The 17,300-nt window shown below is 35.6% G+C and carries 24 protein-coding genes and 1 pseudogene; 7 read left to right on the top strand and 18 right to left on the bottom strand.

Annotated features, from left to right (window positions below; translation table 11 throughout):
* Positions 1-94 precede the first annotated feature (94 nt).
* From N0O92_RS08630 to N0O92_RS08590, 9 genes are all read right to left on the bottom strand, one after another.
* The gene (locus tag N0O92_RS08630; RefSeq protein ID WP_315614268.1) at positions 95-211 is read right to left on the bottom strand and encodes a DUF3885 domain-containing protein; all 117 of its coding nucleotides are present in this window, start codon (positions 209-211) and stop codon (positions 95-97) included.
* Positions 212-268: 57 nt separating this feature from the next.
* Positions 269-1,048, bottom strand: a complete 780-nt coding sequence (gene fabI / locus N0O92_RS08625; protein ID WP_315614267.1) for an enoyl-ACP reductase FabI — start codon at positions 1,046-1,048, stop codon at positions 269-271.
* 339 nt (positions 1,049-1,387) lie between these two features.
* Entirely contained in the window at positions 1,388-1,921 is a 534-nt protein-coding gene (locus tag N0O92_RS08620; protein WP_315614266.1) for a GNAT family N-acetyltransferase, read from the bottom strand.
* Between the two features lie 189 nt (positions 1,922-2,110).
* Positions 2,111-2,671, bottom strand: coding sequence for a GNAT family N-acetyltransferase (locus N0O92_RS08615; RefSeq protein ID WP_315614265.1), 561 nt, complete (start codon positions 2,669-2,671; stop codon positions 2,111-2,113).
* A 474-nt stretch (positions 2,672-3,145) separates the two neighbouring features.
* Complete coding sequence (locus N0O92_RS08610) at positions 3,146-3,523, bottom strand: hypothetical protein (protein ID WP_315614264.1); 378 nt, start codon at positions 3,521-3,523, stop codon at positions 3,146-3,148.
* Positions 3,524-3,891: 368 nt separating this feature from the next.
* Positions 3,892-4,560: a hypothetical protein gene (locus N0O92_RS08605; RefSeq protein WP_315614263.1), complete on the bottom strand. Its 669-nt coding sequence runs from the start codon at positions 4,558-4,560 to the stop codon at positions 3,892-3,894.
* Between the two features lie 271 nt (positions 4,561-4,831).
* A complete protein-coding gene (locus N0O92_RS08600) occupies positions 4,832-6,058 on the bottom strand; it encodes an MFS transporter (protein ID WP_315614262.1) in 1,227 nt (408 codons plus the stop codon).
* Positions 6,059-6,072: 14 nt separating this feature from the next.
* The gene (locus N0O92_RS08595; RefSeq protein WP_315614261.1) at positions 6,073-7,116 is read right to left on the bottom strand and encodes an ArsR/SmtB family transcription factor; all 1,044 of its coding nucleotides are present in this window, start codon (positions 7,114-7,116) and stop codon (positions 6,073-6,075) included.
* Positions 7,117-7,380: 264 nt separating this feature from the next.
* On the bottom strand, positions 7,381-7,572 hold the full coding sequence (locus tag N0O92_RS08590) for a hypothetical protein (protein WP_315614260.1): 192 nt from the start codon (positions 7,570-7,572) through the stop codon (positions 7,381-7,383).
* A 343-nt stretch (positions 7,573-7,915) separates the two neighbouring features.
* Between N0O92_RS08590 and N0O92_RS08585 the strand changes: the two genes are divergently transcribed.
* The 5 genes from N0O92_RS08585 (at position 7,916) to N0O92_RS08565 (ending at position 9,662) form a co-directional block, all read left to right on the top strand.
* A complete protein-coding gene (locus N0O92_RS08585; RefSeq protein WP_315614259.1) occupies positions 7,916-8,137 on the top strand; it encodes a spore germination protein in 222 nt (73 codons plus the stop codon).
* Positions 8,138-8,153: 16 nt separating this feature from the next.
* Positions 8,154-8,381 carry a spore germination protein GerPB gene (locus N0O92_RS08580; RefSeq protein WP_315614258.1) on the top strand — a complete coding sequence of 76 codons (228 nt, stop codon included), beginning with the start codon at positions 8,154-8,156 and terminating at the stop codon, positions 8,379-8,381.
* A 117-nt stretch (positions 8,382-8,498) separates the two neighbouring features.
* Complete coding sequence (gene gerPC / locus N0O92_RS08575) at positions 8,499-9,107, top strand: spore germination protein GerPC (RefSeq protein WP_315614257.1); 609 nt, start codon at positions 8,499-8,501, stop codon at positions 9,105-9,107.
* Positions 9,104-9,280 carry a spore gernimation protein GerPD gene (locus tag N0O92_RS08570; protein ID WP_315614256.1) on the top strand — a complete coding sequence of 59 codons (177 nt, stop codon included), beginning with the start codon at positions 9,104-9,106 and terminating at the stop codon, positions 9,278-9,280. The genes gerPC and N0O92_RS08570 overlap by 4 nt, the downstream gene beginning before the upstream one ends.
* A 13-nt stretch (positions 9,281-9,293) precedes the next feature.
* Positions 9,294-9,662 carry a spore germination protein GerPE gene (locus tag N0O92_RS08565; RefSeq protein ID WP_315614255.1) on the top strand — a complete coding sequence of 123 codons (369 nt, stop codon included), beginning with the start codon at positions 9,294-9,296 and terminating at the stop codon, positions 9,660-9,662.
* A gap of 93 nt (positions 9,663-9,755) precedes the next feature.
* Here the strand turns inward: N0O92_RS08565 and N0O92_RS08560 are convergent, their stop codons facing one another.
* Both N0O92_RS08560 and N0O92_RS08555 read right to left on the bottom strand, forming a co-directional pair.
* Positions 9,756-10,202 carry an Hsp20/alpha crystallin family protein gene (locus N0O92_RS08560; protein ID WP_315614254.1) on the bottom strand — a complete coding sequence of 149 codons (447 nt, stop codon included), beginning with the start codon at positions 10,200-10,202 and terminating at the stop codon, positions 9,756-9,758.
* A gap of 62 nt (positions 10,203-10,264) precedes the next feature.
* Positions 10,265-10,483: a spore germination protein gene (locus N0O92_RS08555; protein WP_315614253.1), complete on the bottom strand. Its 219-nt coding sequence runs from the start codon at positions 10,481-10,483 to the stop codon at positions 10,265-10,267.
* 335 nt (positions 10,484-10,818) lie between these two features.
* On the opposite strand from N0O92_RS08555, the gene N0O92_RS08550 reads away from it, so the two are divergent.
* Together N0O92_RS08550 and N0O92_RS08545 are read left to right on the top strand one after the other, a co-directional pair.
* Complete coding sequence (locus tag N0O92_RS08550; RefSeq protein ID WP_396334486.1) at positions 10,819-11,199, top strand: DUF6944 family repetitive protein; 381 nt, start codon at positions 10,819-10,821, stop codon at positions 11,197-11,199.
* 171 nt (positions 11,200-11,370) lie between these two features.
* Positions 11,371-12,087 carry a YetF domain-containing protein gene (locus tag N0O92_RS08545; RefSeq protein WP_315614251.1) on the top strand — a complete coding sequence of 239 codons (717 nt, stop codon included), beginning with the start codon at positions 11,371-11,373 and terminating at the stop codon, positions 12,085-12,087.
* 511 nt (positions 12,088-12,598) lie between these two features.
* On the opposite strand, the gene N0O92_RS08540 is transcribed toward N0O92_RS08545, so the two are convergent.
* The 7 genes and pseudogenes from N0O92_RS08540 to N0O92_RS08525 all read right to left on the bottom strand — a co-directional run bounded on the left by N0O92_RS08540 (position 12,599) and on the right by N0O92_RS08525 (position 17,107).
* The gene (locus N0O92_RS08540; protein WP_315614250.1) at positions 12,599-13,030 is read right to left on the bottom strand and encodes a ferritin-like domain-containing protein; all 432 of its coding nucleotides are present in this window, start codon (positions 13,028-13,030) and stop codon (positions 12,599-12,601) included.
* A 57-nt stretch (positions 13,031-13,087) separates the two neighbouring features.
* The gene (locus tag N0O92_RS08535) at positions 13,088-13,468 is read right to left on the bottom strand and encodes a hypothetical protein (protein ID WP_315614249.1); all 381 of its coding nucleotides are present in this window, start codon (positions 13,466-13,468) and stop codon (positions 13,088-13,090) included.
* A gap of 349 nt (positions 13,469-13,817) precedes the next feature.
* On the bottom strand, positions 13,818-13,976 hold the full coding sequence (locus N0O92_RS23795; RefSeq protein WP_396334482.1) for a hypothetical protein: 159 nt from the start codon (positions 13,974-13,976) through the stop codon (positions 13,818-13,820).
* Positions 13,977-13,992: 16 nt separating this feature from the next.
* The gene (locus N0O92_RS23790) at positions 13,993-14,064 is read right to left on the bottom strand and encodes a group II intron maturase-specific domain-containing protein (protein ID WP_396334485.1); all 72 of its coding nucleotides are present in this window, start codon (positions 14,062-14,064) and stop codon (positions 13,993-13,995) included.
* 137 nt (positions 14,065-14,201) lie between these two features.
* A pseudogene (locus tag N0O92_RS23880) lies at positions 14,202-14,579 on the bottom strand (reverse transcriptase domain-containing protein); the annotation flags it as partial.
* Positions 14,580-14,633: 54 nt separating this feature from the next.
* Positions 14,634-14,975 (bottom strand): hypothetical protein, encoded by a 342-nt coding sequence (locus tag N0O92_RS23875; RefSeq protein WP_483860625.1) that lies wholly within the window; start codon positions 14,973-14,975, stop codon positions 14,634-14,636.
* Between the two features lie 680 nt (positions 14,976-15,655).
* Entirely contained in the window at positions 15,656-17,107 is a 1,452-nt protein-coding gene (locus N0O92_RS08525; RefSeq protein WP_315614248.1) for an MDR family MFS transporter, read from the bottom strand.
* Positions 17,108-17,300 lie beyond the last annotated feature (193 nt).

Raw genomic sequence — 17,300 nt, 5'->3', positions numbered from 1 at the left:
TATTCCTCACTTTCAATAAACTATAATCTAGTATATTGAAAATGATCATGTACTGGGGAACTGTTTAATCTTATTTGTGGTTTTCTGTTGAGTTCTATTTGTGGAAAACTGTTGATTTTAGTTTATCGTTTACAATCGGGCGAAGCGTTTCAATGTCTTTTGCAATCACTTCACATCCTCTATCATCATAAAGATAAAAAAATAGAAGCAATAATAATCAAAGAAAAAAGCCGCCGCAGCGACTTTTTTCTTTGATTATTTGTTGTATCTAGCCAATTATATTATATCCGGAATCTACATAGACAACTTCACCTGTAACACCTCTAGATAAATTGCTAAGCATTGCGACCGTCATATCGCCCACTTCTTCTTGTGTTACATTTCTTTTTAAAGGGGCCTTTTCTTCAATTTTATGTAAAATTTCATTAAAGGAACCAACACCCTTCGCAGCAAGTGTTCGAATTGCTCCAGCAGAAATCGCATTAACACGAATGTTCTCTTTTCCTAAGTCTAATGAGAGATATTTTACTGATGATTCAAGAGCTGCTTTTGCTACTCCCATAACATTATAGCCCTGGACTGCCCTTTCAGCTCCAAGGTAACTCATTGTAACGATAGAACCACCTTCAGTCATAAAAGGTTTTGCTTCTCTTGCAACAGCTATTAGGGAATATGAACTAGTATCCTGAGCAAAAGCATACCCGGACCTTGTAGTATTTATAAATTCGCCTTTTAAATCTTCGGAATTTGCAAATGCAACTGAGTGCACTACGCCGTGGATCGTCCCTACTTTTTCCCCAATTTCTTGAAAAGCTCCTTGAATGCTTTCATCATTGTTCACATCGCATTGCACGATTAGTTGAGCAGAAAAGTCTTTTTCCTTTAATAACTTATTTAATTTTCCTAGTGAACGTTCTAATCGATAGGTAAAAATAAGATTAGCGCCAGCTTTATAAAGGGACCTAGCTACACCCCATGCAAGGCTACGTTCATTCGCTACACCCATTATTACAATATTTTTACCCTTCAACTTCAGCAAATCTTCCATTTCGTCCTCCTAAATTGGAAATATAATTATATCCATTTTTATTACCAGGTACTAATTTCTAGCATATCATATTTTCTTAGTAAACTAAATTGTTTCGTTACATGAATGGCTTATTCTATGTTACAGTCCTGACTTTTAGTGGAAACATTTAAATATTATCTTTTTTTAAAGAAATTGGAGATAAAAAGAAGCATTACACCTATGATTATTGCTGGTATAGAAAGAGATGAGAAATATTCAGGAGAATCTGTAATTATACCTAACTTCTCATTAAAACCTATTCCTAACATAAACAATAAAAAGCCTAACCAATAGAGTATCTTACCAAGCTGAGATACGCTAACCATTTGTTGAAGAAGATGTATTTGAATTAATATAGTAGATTAAATTATCAGTCCATTCATCGTATTCATATATAAACCCTTTTCTAACACATTCAAATTCCATTCCGATACTTTCAGCTAATTTAATAGAAGGGGTGTTATCAAGATTTATATGAGCCTCAATTCGATGATAACTTAATTTTTCAAACGCAAGAGTGACAGCTGCTTTTACAGCTTCCTTCCCATACCCTTTACTCCAAAATTGGTTATGAATCGTATAACCAAACCTTGCCCATTGAAAATCATCCCTCATAATCGTTGAGAAATCTATTGCACCTAGATGAACATTATCTTCTTTTCGAAATATGCCGAAGACGTACACTTTGTCATCGGCTGCCATCTGTTGATGGTTAGTAATTAATTCACTAAACCATTCTTCAGTACATATATTCATATCTCTTCTACCCTCATCGTATTTGTGCTGTGAAGGTAGCCTTGTTTCAAATCCTTTTAACCAACTCCAATCTTTCTGTTTCTGTAAAATATTCAATTTTCCCTTCTTCTTTCAATGGTCCATCTCCTTTGTATACAAACTGCAAAACCTCTTAATACTTCATTTAAACAATTTAGTTTGTAAAGCCATAATACATCACACTTTATCTAATTCAACTTATTAAACTATGACCTTAATTTATATTAGCTCAATTGTTATCAAGACAATTTTTCCATATGAGTGTTATTAGAATCTACCTTCGTCTGAAGATTCTTTATCAAACTCTTCTTTTAACAATCCATAGTAAGCTAAATCGTAAAATTGACCAAACCGAGCTACGTGCTGCCTTAAGGTACCTTCGTATTTCAATCCTACTTTCTCCAATATCCTCCAAGAACCAGGATTAGAAGTAAACGATGCTGCAAATATTTTGTTTAGATTAAGGTAATTAAATCCATATTCTAATAACGCTTTGGTAGCTTCAGTTCCATACCCTCTCCCCCAATATTGCTTCCCAACCCAATAGGCTAGTTCTCCTCGATTATAAGATTTAGACAAATTTAAATTTATAAGACCAATTAGAAGATTTAATTCTTTCTCTGTTATTCCAAACATTATGATATTATTATTTCTTTCTGCACTAAGGATGCTTTCAATAAATTGTATTGATGAACCTTCAGGGTATGGGTGAGGAATATTTAAAGTAGATTTAGCTACATCAAAGTCCCCTGCCAATTCTTCAATTCTCACTGAATCATGAGTAGTTATAGGTCTAAGGAATAATCTTTCTGTTTGCAACTTCTTCATAAGATTTCCCCCATTTTAAAATTTCTTTATTTCCTTATTCAATTATCCTGAATTAAATATTTAATTAATATGAAATGTCCTTATGATACAAAATCACTCCTTTAATTGAACACCATTTACTAGTTTCTTATCACAAAAAATGAGTTACAAGATTGCAACTCAAGATCTACTAACCCAACCCTTAGTTCATAAAAGAAAAAGAAGCTGATAGAAGATTTTATTCAATTCCATCGTTTCTACAACTCAGCCTAACCAGACATTATTTTTCACCTTCAACGGTTGACGTTTTAGTTACTTGCATTATCTAACTCTTCCATGTCAACAAGTGATTCAATGGTCTTTAAGTGATTAGAATTAGTAATGATTCTATATTGTTCAAAATACTTATCATCAATTTCAATATATTTAGTAGTAGTTCTTGAAAAGTTCTCTCTTATCTCATTATTAGCCGTAATCCCTATTGTATATCTCCTGCTAAGAAAACTGGCCATCCTCATCCTTTTTAAGTTTTATCTCTTCGAAATCCTCCAAGATATCATTAATGAGTGAATCATCTTCAATAGTTTTACGTGCTACTGTTTCAGGTCTATCTCCAGATAAATCATTAACTGCTATTGATATACTGCGAACCTTGCTTTCTTCACTTAGGTGTTCTGAAAATAACTCCTGAAACGTTGTATATTTCGTTTGGTCGATAACAAAAATGGTTACAAGAATTAAAGTCATTATCGCGACAAGTAAAGCGATTTTATTTTTTATGAAAAAACTTAAAGTAGCTGTAACGCTAATTATTAATATTCCTATAAGAAGGAAATGAAATAAGTGCCATGAAACGTCAAAGAAGATGTTCATTTCAAAATCCTCTCCTCTCAATGCTAGCTAGAACCTTGTTAAATAAATAACACTCTCTTCTTTTTAAAATTGGATTGAGAAGGGTTAAAAATAAACGATATACCCTTTGTGCCAAATGTTAAAGTTTCAAAAAGATTTCCACCCTGTGACATAGAAACAATCATACTTAACCCCAGCAGTGTAAATATAATTGATAAACCGAAAAAGTTTTCCTTTCTCTCCCCCTGTTTTAATTTTCTCACTATAACCGGATACATAGTTTTGGAAAACGAAAAATGGTCTTACTTCAATTATGTCGTTAATGGTAGGTCGTTCATTAAGAATACTCCCCACTTCTTAAAGGAACCTGATTTAGCAAATATTAACATTTAGTTCAACTCTATCGAAAACAACTTCTTCTCATGTACATCCATGACCCGAGATTCAAAAGTTTTAATTATTTCTTCTATTTGTTCCTTTGATATTTCTTCCTTGTTAAGCATTCCTATCTGTTTGCTAACTTCAAATGTGAATTTTTCTTCTATTACATCATCGTAGTAAATGAAGCTCGAAAAGAAATCTATAAGAGAACGGTTATCTGGCTTTACTTCCTCTTTGTATACTTGAAACGTCTTCATTATGGCTTCAACGTCTGGTTCTTGAAAAGATAGCAGTATTTCTACATCTTGGATTTTTTCGTCTTTTGTATTAAATGAATATGATATTGTATCCTGAAACGGTACACCGCCACCAATAAAGATAAATAAATTATTATCAGTAGTGATGAGCCTTTTATTTGTAGCATTTTCTACTATTTCACCGTTTCCTTTAATCACAATGTGATCTTCTTGGGGATAAAAATGTTTGTATTGTTTCTCAAGAATAAATTGCGTACCAAGTAACGCAAGAAAAACTACTATACCTATTACCCATTGATTAGCCTTTATCCTTAGTTTTTCAAATACCTTTGAAACTATATAACTGTATAACATTATGAATAGAATGATCCATACTACCCGAAGAATTGAATCTAACCAAGTCGGAATAACAAATGTCACGAAATCACCCTTCAATAAAACGCATTGTTTTAATGTTGCCTTCTTACACTAAATTGTTCCTCCCCTTCACTTTAACATTAATTTCCTATTTTTGTTGGACAAGTAACTATAGGATAGCAATTTTTTAAGAAGCACCAACTTTTTTCTTGTTTATCCACCTTTGCCTTTGACCCTAGAGTGAAAAGCGAGTGGCTAAAAGCACAAAGAAACGAATATACGGAGAATAAGCACCCTATAAAACATCCAAGCATGGTATGGGTTTTCCTCTCTACTAAGAAACAATACGTTCTCGACTATTTTCTTCATCAATAAATGTAAAGAATGGAAAACACATTCCTACTATTGAAACAAAACTAATAAGTAAACCAATGAAAAGATACATTGGTCTTACACCAAACATCTCACTTACCACACCACCCAATAGCACTCCCAAAGGCATAGCTCCTCGTATGATAAGTAAACGTACTGAAAACACTTTCCCCATCAGGTGATTGGGAACCGTTTGTTGGCAAATCGTCGTATTATGTACACTAAAAATAGCCATCACTACCCCACCAATTACTTCAGTTATTATGGCTAATATAATGCTCTGGTTAAAACAAAGTGCTATGAATGTTAACCCTCCTATAAAAAGGGAACCTAGCATGAGAAATCTACGACTTTTATATTTGATTTTTGATACTAGTATAGTCCCTATTATGTATCCAATAGGAAAACCAGCCATAAAATACCCATATTCGGCATAGCTCCCTTCTAATTCTTCGGTAATGTACGGTAGAGTGGTCACCATGGTTACACCAACCCCGAATTGAACAAACGCTAAAAAGACCCCTAACCACACTATGATTTTTTGAGTAAAGAAAAAAGATATTCCTTCCAGAAAATCTGCTACCCAAGTATTTCTTACTTCCAGCTGCTTTCTCTGTTCATGAATAAATAGTAACGTAAAACCACTCATGATAAGAAGAGAGCTTACAAGAATAAGGGTAAATTGAACACTAGTATACTCAATTACGATTCCAGCTAAAATGGGAGATAGAAAGGTCATGAAACGAACGGTTCCATCAATGTATGCATTTGCTGATTGTAACTGTTCTTTTCCAACAATAGTCGGCGTAATAGCATGATTAGCAGGAACATAGAAAGGAGTGATTAAACCTACTACACACTGAACAGCATATATATGCCATACCTCAAGGTTACCTGATAGTAATGCAGTTAATGGAATGATAAATATGAATCCCCTTGTCCATTGAGAGAACACCATAATCCACTTTCTGCTCCACCGGTCAATATACGGACCAATAAAAAGCTGAAGAACTAGTGATGGTAAAAAGTACAAAATCCACATACTCCCTAGTGCCAAAGTAGAACCAGTAAGTTGATATATTAAAATGGAGTTACAAAAGGTCCCAAAAGCACCACCTAGTTCAGAAATTCCATTTCCCAACCATGTAGAAACAAACGAACGGTTTTTAAATAGAGATGATGAATTCATAAGCTTCCCTCTCATCATTTTTTGATGTACTGGTCTAGTTCCTTAAATAGCAGGTCTATGACATTCGCTTTTAAGGAATATTTCACTCCATTCATTTCAACTAATTTTGCTGCACGTAATGTTTTTAAATGATGATGTATCGTCGTTTTATTCATGTTTAACTGTTCAGTTAGTTCTTGGAGCGAACGGTCACTTTCCGCTAACAACTTTACTATTCTTAATCTAATCTCATCTCCTAGGGCCTTATGCTTTTGCACTAAGAAAGTATTTGGCATATATTTATCATTTGGTGAAATGCTTTCATTAGATACTGGATAGTAAAATACTTTCGTTTCTTCCATGTCAGCTTCGATATTCCAAGGACGATAGACAAACTGCGGAATCAGCAATACCTTATGAACACTTGGCTCAGGGAGGTAATTGACTCCACCTGTTGCCCACTGGACCAGTTCTTCAGATGACATCTTCTCTTTCATTTGAATTTTAGATTCATAATCAGTCTGTAAAATTTGGTTCGTCCGTTCTAACTCAGGTCTGATCACAGTTTCATACCATAATGTCATAACCTCAATTAGATGAGCTTTGAGTTTATTCGTGTCGGCTTTACTTATAAATTCTATGTACTGAGGAAAGAAGGGATTTTCACTTGTTATCCGTTTCAGTTCTAGAATCGCACTCTCATCTCCAACAGCAGCACTTTCCCTTACATGCTGAAACTCCCTCCCGACATAAGGAAGACATGTGAATTTAAAATTAGAGCTTTGTAATAAATCGATATAGGAACAGAATTCATTCAATTTATTACTCTCACAATGATGAAGCAATTGTAATAGTGCCTTCCATGTGTTGTTCTTCTCCACATAATCTAGATGCTGTAAAAGATTTTTGGATAATGACCCTTTAAGCTCTTCCCAATAAGTCTCTGACTTTTCTAGAGTATGTATTAGTCGTGAATTAGTCACGGCCGCAATCCCAAGTGCACACTCCCATAATGGAGAGTAAGCAAACTGAACCTCATACGTCTCCCTTTTTCTACTTGTTGCTTGAAATACTTCCATAAAATCACCTCTGAAATGTATTTTGTTTGGTTACATTATACATCAGCGCAACAAACCATTCAATGATTATTGAACTTTATATTCAAAACAAATAGAATGTCGTTATTCTAATTTTCTATGTAAGATACATAAAAAACGTATTTTGATGAATAAACCAAATCAAAATACGTTTTCTATCCGTAGTTATTAAATTATTTTTTAAGGTTCAAAACAAACCCCTCCTACCAGATTTAAGAATCTTTCAGAGGGGCTGTGAATCACTCGCTATTCTTTTGTTTGTAGCCTTCTAAGAACGACTCCGTTTATAACTACGCCAAATAACCCAGTAATTGAGAAAACATATGCAACAAATAAAGATGTAAAAGTCATTGATTCAGTAAGTATTCTAAACATACCAACAAATAATAGAAGGAAACTACCGATAAGTGCCATCATTGTCCGAGTTTTATTATCCAACTTTCTCCCTCCCCCAAGAAGGTAACCCCCCCTAAAAATATTAATTCCATCCTTCTACTACTCGTATACAGAAGAATGCCCTTCATTCTCGTTAGTGAAAAGCAAATATAAGTACATTATTTTGCTTCCGCTCATTATAGTTACGTTACAGTGATTATTTGGTTTCAATTTTTAGACACAATACAATCGCCTCTCACACTGTCACGTTTGATCTTGCACTGGGACGCCTTTCCGTTTTCCCTATATTCCCAATATTTTATAATCGAATACCATATCATGATGAACACCTAAGCCCATTTCCTCATATAATGAAGAATAATTAGTTATGAAGGGTGTTATTTTTATGCCAGCAATTGTTGGAGCAATAAAAGTGAATGCAGTTGCGTCCAGTGGAGTATTTAATGTTGGGGATGTGTTTAGAATTGCCCCTGTTAGTTCTGCAAAAACCTTCTCTGGCGCGGGGTCATTTAATACAGGAGATAATTTAAGAGTGAGAAACGATTATAGCGTCACAAACGTAAATGATTCGGATGTAGCCGACCAAAACATAACGGGAGTACTTTAAAAGTTGGAGGTATGAAATGAACTTTTTCATTAATCAGAGCATCAATATTCAGTCACTTCGAATTAATGGAATAACAAATTCATCCGTACTCCAAATAGGAAGTGCCGGGATGATTAAAGCTTTATCCAACAACTATAATACAGGTGGGTTTACAGAACCTGCTCCTCAAGCAGGACAACAAGCAACAGGAACAGATGTAAATGAATTTGCACCAGTAGTCCCGTTAGCCCCAGTAACCCAATAATTTTTCACGTTAGTCATGTTGATTTTATCTAGGCTATCGAAAGAGCTTCAATTGATGGGAAAATCAATCGTTCAATTTTAGCTACTAAGTTAAGCAAGTAATAGGGGGGATGAACCATTGGAATACTGGAATAATGCTTACTTTCAACAGGTAAATGGTTATATGCAAATGTTGCATGACCGAATATCAACATTGGAAAAATCCTTACTTGACCTTCAAAAGGAATTAGCAGACCATAAACAGAATCAACAGCCTACTAGCATCGAATATAAATTTGATCAACTAAAAGTTGAAACACTTGAAGGCACGTTAAACATTGGCTTAAGTCCCCAAAGTGCAAATGAAGCCATTGACGATTTCCAAGTTCAGAATCACCAATTAAATGTTCCAAGGAGCAAGGAGTACCCTACAGCTTTTGAAAATATCCGGACAGAGATCTATCACTATTTAGACCATGAATGTGTTCCAGTTATTGAAGAACTAGAACACAGGTATCAATTTCCACTTCAACCAGAATATAGACATTTTATCATTAATGATGTAAAAAACCAGATGGATCAGCGCATTTGTCATTATTTAAATCAAATGAACATCGAGCAGCTAACCAAGGAACAGATAGAAGAATTAGAGTATCAAACCAAATCGAAAGTGAAAGACGATATTAATAAAACCTTCGAATTGTTTATACAAAATTTACCAAAGGAAACAGGAGGAGCAAATCAATGAATTATACTGTAATCAATCGTCATTTAAGTGTTGAAAATGTTAGAATTACCGGTATCTCAAGTTCATCCATATTTTTGGTAGGAGATACAGATTGCATTAATCTCTCTTCTATTTTTGATACCCCACCCGAATCGTTAATTATTGGACCGTTTGTTCCGTTAGCTTTTGAATAAAGGAAGCGGCAATATGTCGAAGAGAATATCGGTAGTAAATTTAGTGGAAGTAGAGGTTATTACATTCAGTTCTGTTTTTGAAGTTGGAGATGCGGAGGAAATTACACCTAGGCACAGAGCAATAGCCGTACAGCGTGAGAAAGAATTATTCTATGGGAGGGAAGGAAATTTCAATCAATTCCCTCTATTTTCACGAGTCATTCCAAAACCGCAAATGAATGGCAACCTCACCATATCAAGAAGAAACGAATCACATTTTATTAAAGTCCATAATGTTGACATCACAAGTATTTCAGCAGCATCCATCGCCCAAATAGGGTCAAATCGGTTAATAGATGCAGAAGCAAGAGTAAAGCATATAAGGCAACTTTCAGGAGATTAACATTAAAACAAAGAAGACAATCCATTTTCACAAAAAGCGAAAATGGATTGTTCTTCTTTTTATCTTTTCCTTCTCTAAAAAATGAGTTTCGCATTACTCCTTTTCTAAATCCTCTATGACTATGCTATTTTGTGACGTCTTCACTAACAAACGGTATAAGCAAATCTTTAGAAATCCCCTCTTATACGAAGCCATTACTTTATCACTTCGAACTGGAAATGGCAGCTGAATGTCTCTTTTGAAGCTCCCCTCAAAAATCTCCTCTTTATTAGAATGATAACCTTCAAATGGTAAATGAATAGTTCCACTAACTGATAAGATATTACTATTTACGTTAAGATTAATATCATCCATTCGTTCAATCCCTGGTAATAATAAAATACAAACCAATTCATTTCCAGATTCGTAGATATTCGTTTTGGGGAATTGGCTTTGCTTTTGACTTTCGAATTCTTGAAACATATGATCGAAATTCCCCCAAAAATCGTCACTAAAAAATTTCTTAAATGGTTTTGGTACATCGTTATAGAAATCATTCATCCTCATTCACCACCTCTTTTACATGATTCATCATGGAACTCACACTTGTAATACAGACATCTCTAAACATTTCCACCTTGGTTTTGATCACTTACATCAGGATCTAAGACATTATTCATATTGATACCAGTATTGGTAATTTGAAAATCTCCTGTGTGGGAACTACCTGCACCTGTTACCGATTTTGATACAGATTTGGGTGAACTGTTCAGTGTATCTCCGAAATTCACCACACCACTATTACTAAGAATTTTAATCGGTCCGCCAATAATTGAAGGCATAATGTACACCTGCTTTTTTTAGTTATTACCGTAATTATTTTATGACATATAGGCAAAAGGAGTGACTAAAATAATTACTATTAAATGATTTGATGCCTGTTCACCCTCTTCACCACGTAAACACGACCTCTGGACAAGAAACCTCTACACCGTTCCCTTTCTTATTTAAATGACTGATTCAGGAATTTGTGACAGATAAAATTTGTAATAAACAACAGAATAGATAACAAGTTACCCACACTCGAAATATAAAAGTTCATATACTGTAACATAAAGCTGTCATCAAGTTGAACTTGGCTAAAAAATAGTTAGTGAGGTGGTTTGTTTTGGAAAGAGTGAATTCAAATCAATTTGATCCGAACACCAAAAAAATTGAAGGACTTGAAAGGAAGATCGTAACCGCACTTTGGATACAGCTACTTGGACAAATAATGGAAGCAAAATATACTTCTGATTTATTCGCATTGCAAAATGGTGCGAAGGGAGAAAAGAAAATTTCATTTGGCCAATGGGTAGGGGTTGTAGGCCAAGGGTTAGAAGCAATAGGGGCAACCAAAGAACTTGTTTCTACTGATAGAGACATCATTCTTTCAGCACAAAGAATTGCAATTAATGGTAATTTGCTGCAATCTTTAGGGTCAGCACTAGAAGCAGTTGGTAGTGAAGAAGTATTAATAGATGAACTTGTTACAGGTATACAAGAGTTTATCCCATAGGTTACTACATTAATAACTATAAAAGGTTGGGACCCTATGTCTTTTACATCGATTCCCTTAATCATAACTTCCTAATTCACAAGTTCTTCTTCCTTTCTATCCACCCTATTATGTATAACAATTGAAGATTGAGTAAATAAAGAGAATAGCAAATAAAAAAGGGGCGGCTTGATGTTTTTTGAAATGATTGAAATTGTTCTACGAGGTTTTTTAGCTTTTTCTTTGCTTATAACAGTATCCCATTTTTTAGGAAAGCAAACCATTTCTCAAATGACAATTCATGATTTTATCGGGGCAATCATGATTGGTGGAATAGCAGGTAACCTCACGTTTAACTTAGATATTAATATCACACATTTTATTACGGCATTATTCACATTTTGTGGAATCCTCTATCTTGCTACTTATATTTCAATGAAAAATAGAAATGCACGTGTTCTGCTTTCGGGGGAGCCGACAGTTGTCATCCAAGACGGAAAAATACTTGAGAACAATTTAAGAAAGATGCGGATGACTATAGACTCACTTAACCAAGCACTTAGAGAGAAAGATATATTCAATATTGATCAAGTCGAATTTGCGTTGATTGAAAGTGATGGTCACCTCTCAGTTATGAAAAAAAGTGAACACTCGCAAGTTACAAAAAAAGATATTGGACTAGCCAGTTCTGCCCCTCCTTTATTCCCTCTCGAATTAATAATGGATGGCCAGATCGTTGATAAGAATCTAAAACAAAATGATTTATCAAAAGATTGGTTATTTGAGGAATTAAAACAACGAGGCTTTTTCTTACATGACGTATCTTATTGCGTACGAGGGACAAACGGCCAATTATATGTTGATTTGTATAAGGATCACATTCATTCCCCAATAGACATTGAATCTTAGGCGTACTTTATAAAAAAATAAGAAATGAGTGAGCAATATATAATAGTTTATATCGACTCACTCTTTTTATTTTTCATCCCGAAATGAATTCTGGTAAATTCAAATTATCATCATTTCGCTTGCCTATACGTTATGAATAATCTTACATACTATATAAAAATAAATAATTAGGGGGTTCTAGAATGCACCATTATTATGGACTTTATCAATATAATCTTGGTAGGCGGCACTTAAACAACCCGGGTCATTCGTGCTGTTGTTATCCGTGTTTTGTCATTATACATCCAAGAAGATCTTGGATTTGACATCTCTAATTGGTGGTATCCCCAAAGGTATGGTTTGTACCTTTGGGGATACCAAAAAGCGATGCAGGGAGTCGCTCCATCTCTAAAAGCCTTGAGAGGAGTGGATCTCTCTTCTCAAGACGAGTAGCGAACAGAACCATTGCCAGCACTATCTTTGCCTTTTGAGTCAGCCCTGATCTTTCTAATTTTGATTGGTGGTTTTTTCATCATCTTTGCGTTAAAAAGTACAAGAACCATACAGCATGATTTTGCTCATCTGCTGCTGCTCTACGAAATTGCTGTTGAATATATCTATCCGATGTTTTATCAGCTATATCTAAATAAAAATCAACCGTTTCCTGTTCATCCATAAAAGCAGCATTTAGACCTGAACGATAATCTGTAGGACAAGCTTCCGTTATTTGAGGTGATGGTTGCCTACCTGTCAGTGACACATATATTTCAGAGAATACATGGAAGTGTCTAACCTCGTCTTGACGAATCTCTAATATTTTTTTCCTTATTTCTTGAGTTGGAGCAAGTCGAGCTAGTTGTTCATAACAGGCAATAGCGCTATATTGACCATTGATTGCTCTCATGATATTACTAATCAAGTCCTGCCCTTCGTTTTGGCGATAATAGTACGTTGGGCTATACATAGTGGGGCTCCTTTCGAGTAACAAAGTATTATTCACCAAGGGTTACATTATCTAATCTCAAATTGGTAATGTAGCAACCTTTACAACCATGTTTAATAATATTGGCTTTACTAAATTTAATTCCGTAGCGATTCTGTTTTCACATTGATTAAAGGTAGCCATATTATCGATTTCAGATTTTTCATCTATACTCTCTAGCTGTAGAGAGTACGCATTCTTTAAATTTTCAAATTTCTCAACTAGCTCATGATGTTCACTCATTAGCAATGTTGGCGGGCTAATATCCTTTAAATTTTTAAGAGCATAATCACAAGTAGAAAGGTTTTTTCTAATTTTCTCGGTTAAACATTCCTCTTCTGAATTGATTTCAGACCTACTTATCTTTTGGATGTTTTTACCTAGGTTCGATAACGTTTTTCCGTAATCTGAAAGACTCATTTTTCACTCTCCCGTCTATATGGTTCTAAAAAACGTAGAAGTTTAATTAAATATATGCTCGTTATTCTTCAAATGTTCAAAATTTAACTGTAATGCACTTTGTTAATATAACAGCACTGGAACAAAAATAGTTAATTCAAATTAATCCGCAGCATAAAATTAACTACCTTTAAAGATGACCTACAAATCTATATTCGTTATTACAACGAATCGAGTAGGAGGATAATCATTATTTGATTATCCGACCTCTCACACCACCGTACGTACGGATCCGTATACGGCGGTTCAATTTCATACTAAACATGTACTTTGTTGTAATGTTGAACACAAGAGATTAGCCCAAACCTAGCTAATCTTTTATTCGTAATTGTTGTACTAAGTACCCACGAGTAGGCAATACGGACTGCGCCCTTACTGGTATGGCTATATTTGTATGCATTGTATCTTTCCCAGTTTGATTAGATTCTTCCTTCGATTCTTGGCTGTTTTCCACTTCTTCCATATACATGTTCTTAATCGAACTCTTATATGGCGTCTATTTTACCAAGCACCGTTTTCATATAGCTAACTTTGAAGTAATTAACCCATCCTCGTATGACTTGGTTGATTCGCTCAACTGAAACTTCGTTTCAACACTCCAATTCTTCCTTGTTAGTTGCTTCAGTTTGTATTGGAAATTCTCTACTGACTTTTGGTGCGGTTTTGCCTTGTATAAATCTGCTTGATAATCTTTAAAGAAACCAGAACCTAGAAATTTCATAGAAGGGTCATTTGGTCTTGTTACTTTCGTTTTTGTGCTATTGACGATCAGACCCAGCTTTTCTTCGATGATTTTTGTCACTGATCTCATGACTCGTTTCGCAGCCATTTCGCTTTTGACCATAATAATACAATCATCCGCATACCTTACAAATCGGAGACCACGATTTTCGAGTTCCCTACCCAATTCGTTAAGCATGATATTGCTAAGCAGTGGAGATAAATTCCCTCCTTGAGAAGTTCCAATGAATGTTTCTTTATATTCATCGTCGATCTGTACACCACTTACTAAGAATTTGCGAATGAGTGAAATGACATCACCATCGTCAACTGTCCTTGATACAAGATTCATTGGTCTATCATGGTTTACTGTGTCGAAGAAACGTTCTAAGTCAATATCTACAATTCAATCATGACCATCATTTAAATATTCTAGGGCTTGTATGATAGTCATCTCGGCATACCGATTAGATCTAAATCCGTAGCTATACTCACTAAATCCCTTATCAAACATAGGTGTAAGGCTTTGGGCTATCGCTTGTTGAATAACTCTATCTTTGACCGTCGGAATACCTAAGAGTCGTACCCCGCCATTTGATTTAGGAATTTCAACCCTTAGAACGGGTTGAGGGTGGTAAATTCTTTGTCGAATTTGAGAAATTATTTCTTCCTTGTTAACCACCATATATGCTCCTAGTTCCTGAACAGTCATTCCATCCACACCAGCTGCACCCTTATTTCTTTTCACCTGCTTAAAAGCCTGATTTAGATATCTTTATCAAGGATTTTATCCAGTAGTTTTTCTTCATACATGCTTTGTTATTTCCTTTCTGTCTCGTAAAGTCGGTATTCACTTTCTCACTAGATTGCCAGTGGTCTATTCTCTCTTCCTATCGAGATGTCTTATAACGATGAAATTGTTCAGCCCTTCGCTCTTTCTAACTTTCGTTAGATGTCTTCACTACTACGGCTTCTGTTGACTTCTCACTATCCAGTCTTGTATCGCTACAAGATTTTGGTGTAGACCAGTGAGACCTCCCCAGTTAAGGTGCGAGCTCTTTCCCTCCACCTATCTGCCATATTTACCCCGTATGATTATAGTAGCTATCGGATTTCAACTTCTTTTGCAGTCTTGTCCTCATACGTTGTCTCCTATATGATTTCTGTTCGTCAGACCAGAGGTTTGCCTTGAGCTTCCTTCAGATTCCATGTCGCCATGGACACCCTTGCTTTTGGCTATGTACTTACCGCTTCAAGGTTGTACTCGGGACTTTCACCCGTTAGAGTTCGCCCATGCCGGGCGAACAAAAAGAACCCAGTATAAACTGGGTCTCGTTACTCCAAAGAGTTATTATTTAAATTATAAAAATGCATGTTGATGTCGTATTTATTGGTGTCTATTTTTGGGGGGCATGACCACAGGCACACCTAGACTTCAACCTTTTCATTTGAAACAGTTACCTGGCTGCTTCGCTCCCATTCTTCATCTGTTGGTGGCGAGGTTTTCTGGACTTTAAAAGATAGAATTAACGACACAAACGTCAACACACCAATCATTCCAAATGCGATAACGGCTCCAAATATATCGGGATTTACGACCTGAGGAAGGTTTGCTCCCGCTCTCTCTGCCGTTGTCATCGTTGTCACGAGTAGTCCGGTTCCAATAGACGCTGACATCTGACGAACGGTATTCGTTACCGCTGACCCGTGCGGAATTAATTTTCTTGGTATTTGATTCAACCCTGCTGTATTGACTGGCATCATCACCATCGAGAACCCAAACATTCGAATCGCGTACATCACCGTTAAATACAAAATCGATGTATTCGTATCAATGAAGAGAAAAGCCAAAGTAGAGATCGTCATGATGATAAGACCAGGGATTGCCAACACACGTGCACCAAATCGGTCAAATATTCTTCCTGTAATAGGAGCCATAAAACCTGTGATCAAAGCCCCAGGAAGCAAGACGATACCTGCTTCTACCGCTGTAAACCCTCGCATGTTGTGCATATATAATGGAATCAATGTCTCAAGCCCGATGAGGCCTAAAAAGCCAATGCTGCAAATGATAGTAGAAAGAGTAAACATCCGTGCCTTAAAAACACGGAATTCCAGCATAGGATGAGCCAACCCAAGCTGACGTTTTATGAAAACATAAATCAATAACACTCCAAGAGCTAAGAAGATGATGGTTTGCGGACTACCCCAACCATTGTTCCCCGCACTAGTGAACCCGTACAATAGTCCGCCAAAACCAAAGGTAGATAACATAATTGAAATCGGATCGACTTTGGGGTTCTTAAGTTCGGTTACATTCCTCATTTTAAAAAACGCTAACACCAACATAATAATTGCTAAAGGGATAATTCCATAAAACATATAACGCCACTCATAATTCGTGGTCACCCATCCAGATAACGTTGGCCCGATTGCTGGTGCAAATGAAATTACAAGACCAATATACCCCATAGCTGCTCCCCGTCGTTCTACAGGGAAAATAAGTAGAAACACCGTCTGCATTAACGGAATCATAACCCCTGCCCCAACAGACTGAACAATCCTTCCTACAAGCAAGATAGGAAAATTGGTTGCCATTGCCGCAATTACAGTCCCAACCGTGAAGATTGCCATCGCTGATAAGAAGAGCTGCCTCGTCGTAAATTTTTCAATTAAAAAAGCAGAAATCGGTACCATGATGCCCATTACGAGCATAAATACAGTCGTTAACCATTGCCCCGTATTCGCCGTAATATTCATTTCTTCCATCAGCGGAGGAATGGCTGTTATCATCAGCGTTTGATTCAAAACAGCAATAAACGAACCGATAAGTAATAAACCAGCAATTAGTACTTTACTGTAACTCTCTTTATTGTCCATATAAAAACTCCTAATTAATCTTTAATGTTTGTAAACTCAGTCTTAGTTATTAGATTTTATTTATTAAAGGCTTTGTGCATTTCGTTACGTCCGGCCCTCTATATAAGTATATCTTAATAATTATATTTCGCAATACGAAGTATATACCTTTAATTTTAAATTTCAAGAATCTTAGAGAAAACTTTTTTCAACA

It is taken from the genome of Alkalihalobacillus sp. MEB130 (assembly GCF_032335535.1).
Taxonomy (GTDB): domain Bacteria; phylum Bacillota; class Bacilli; order Bacillales; family Bacillaceae_D; genus Halalkalibacter.
Note: the sequence above shows the minus strand (reverse complement) of the source record. Positions and strands in the feature narration are given on the sequence as shown.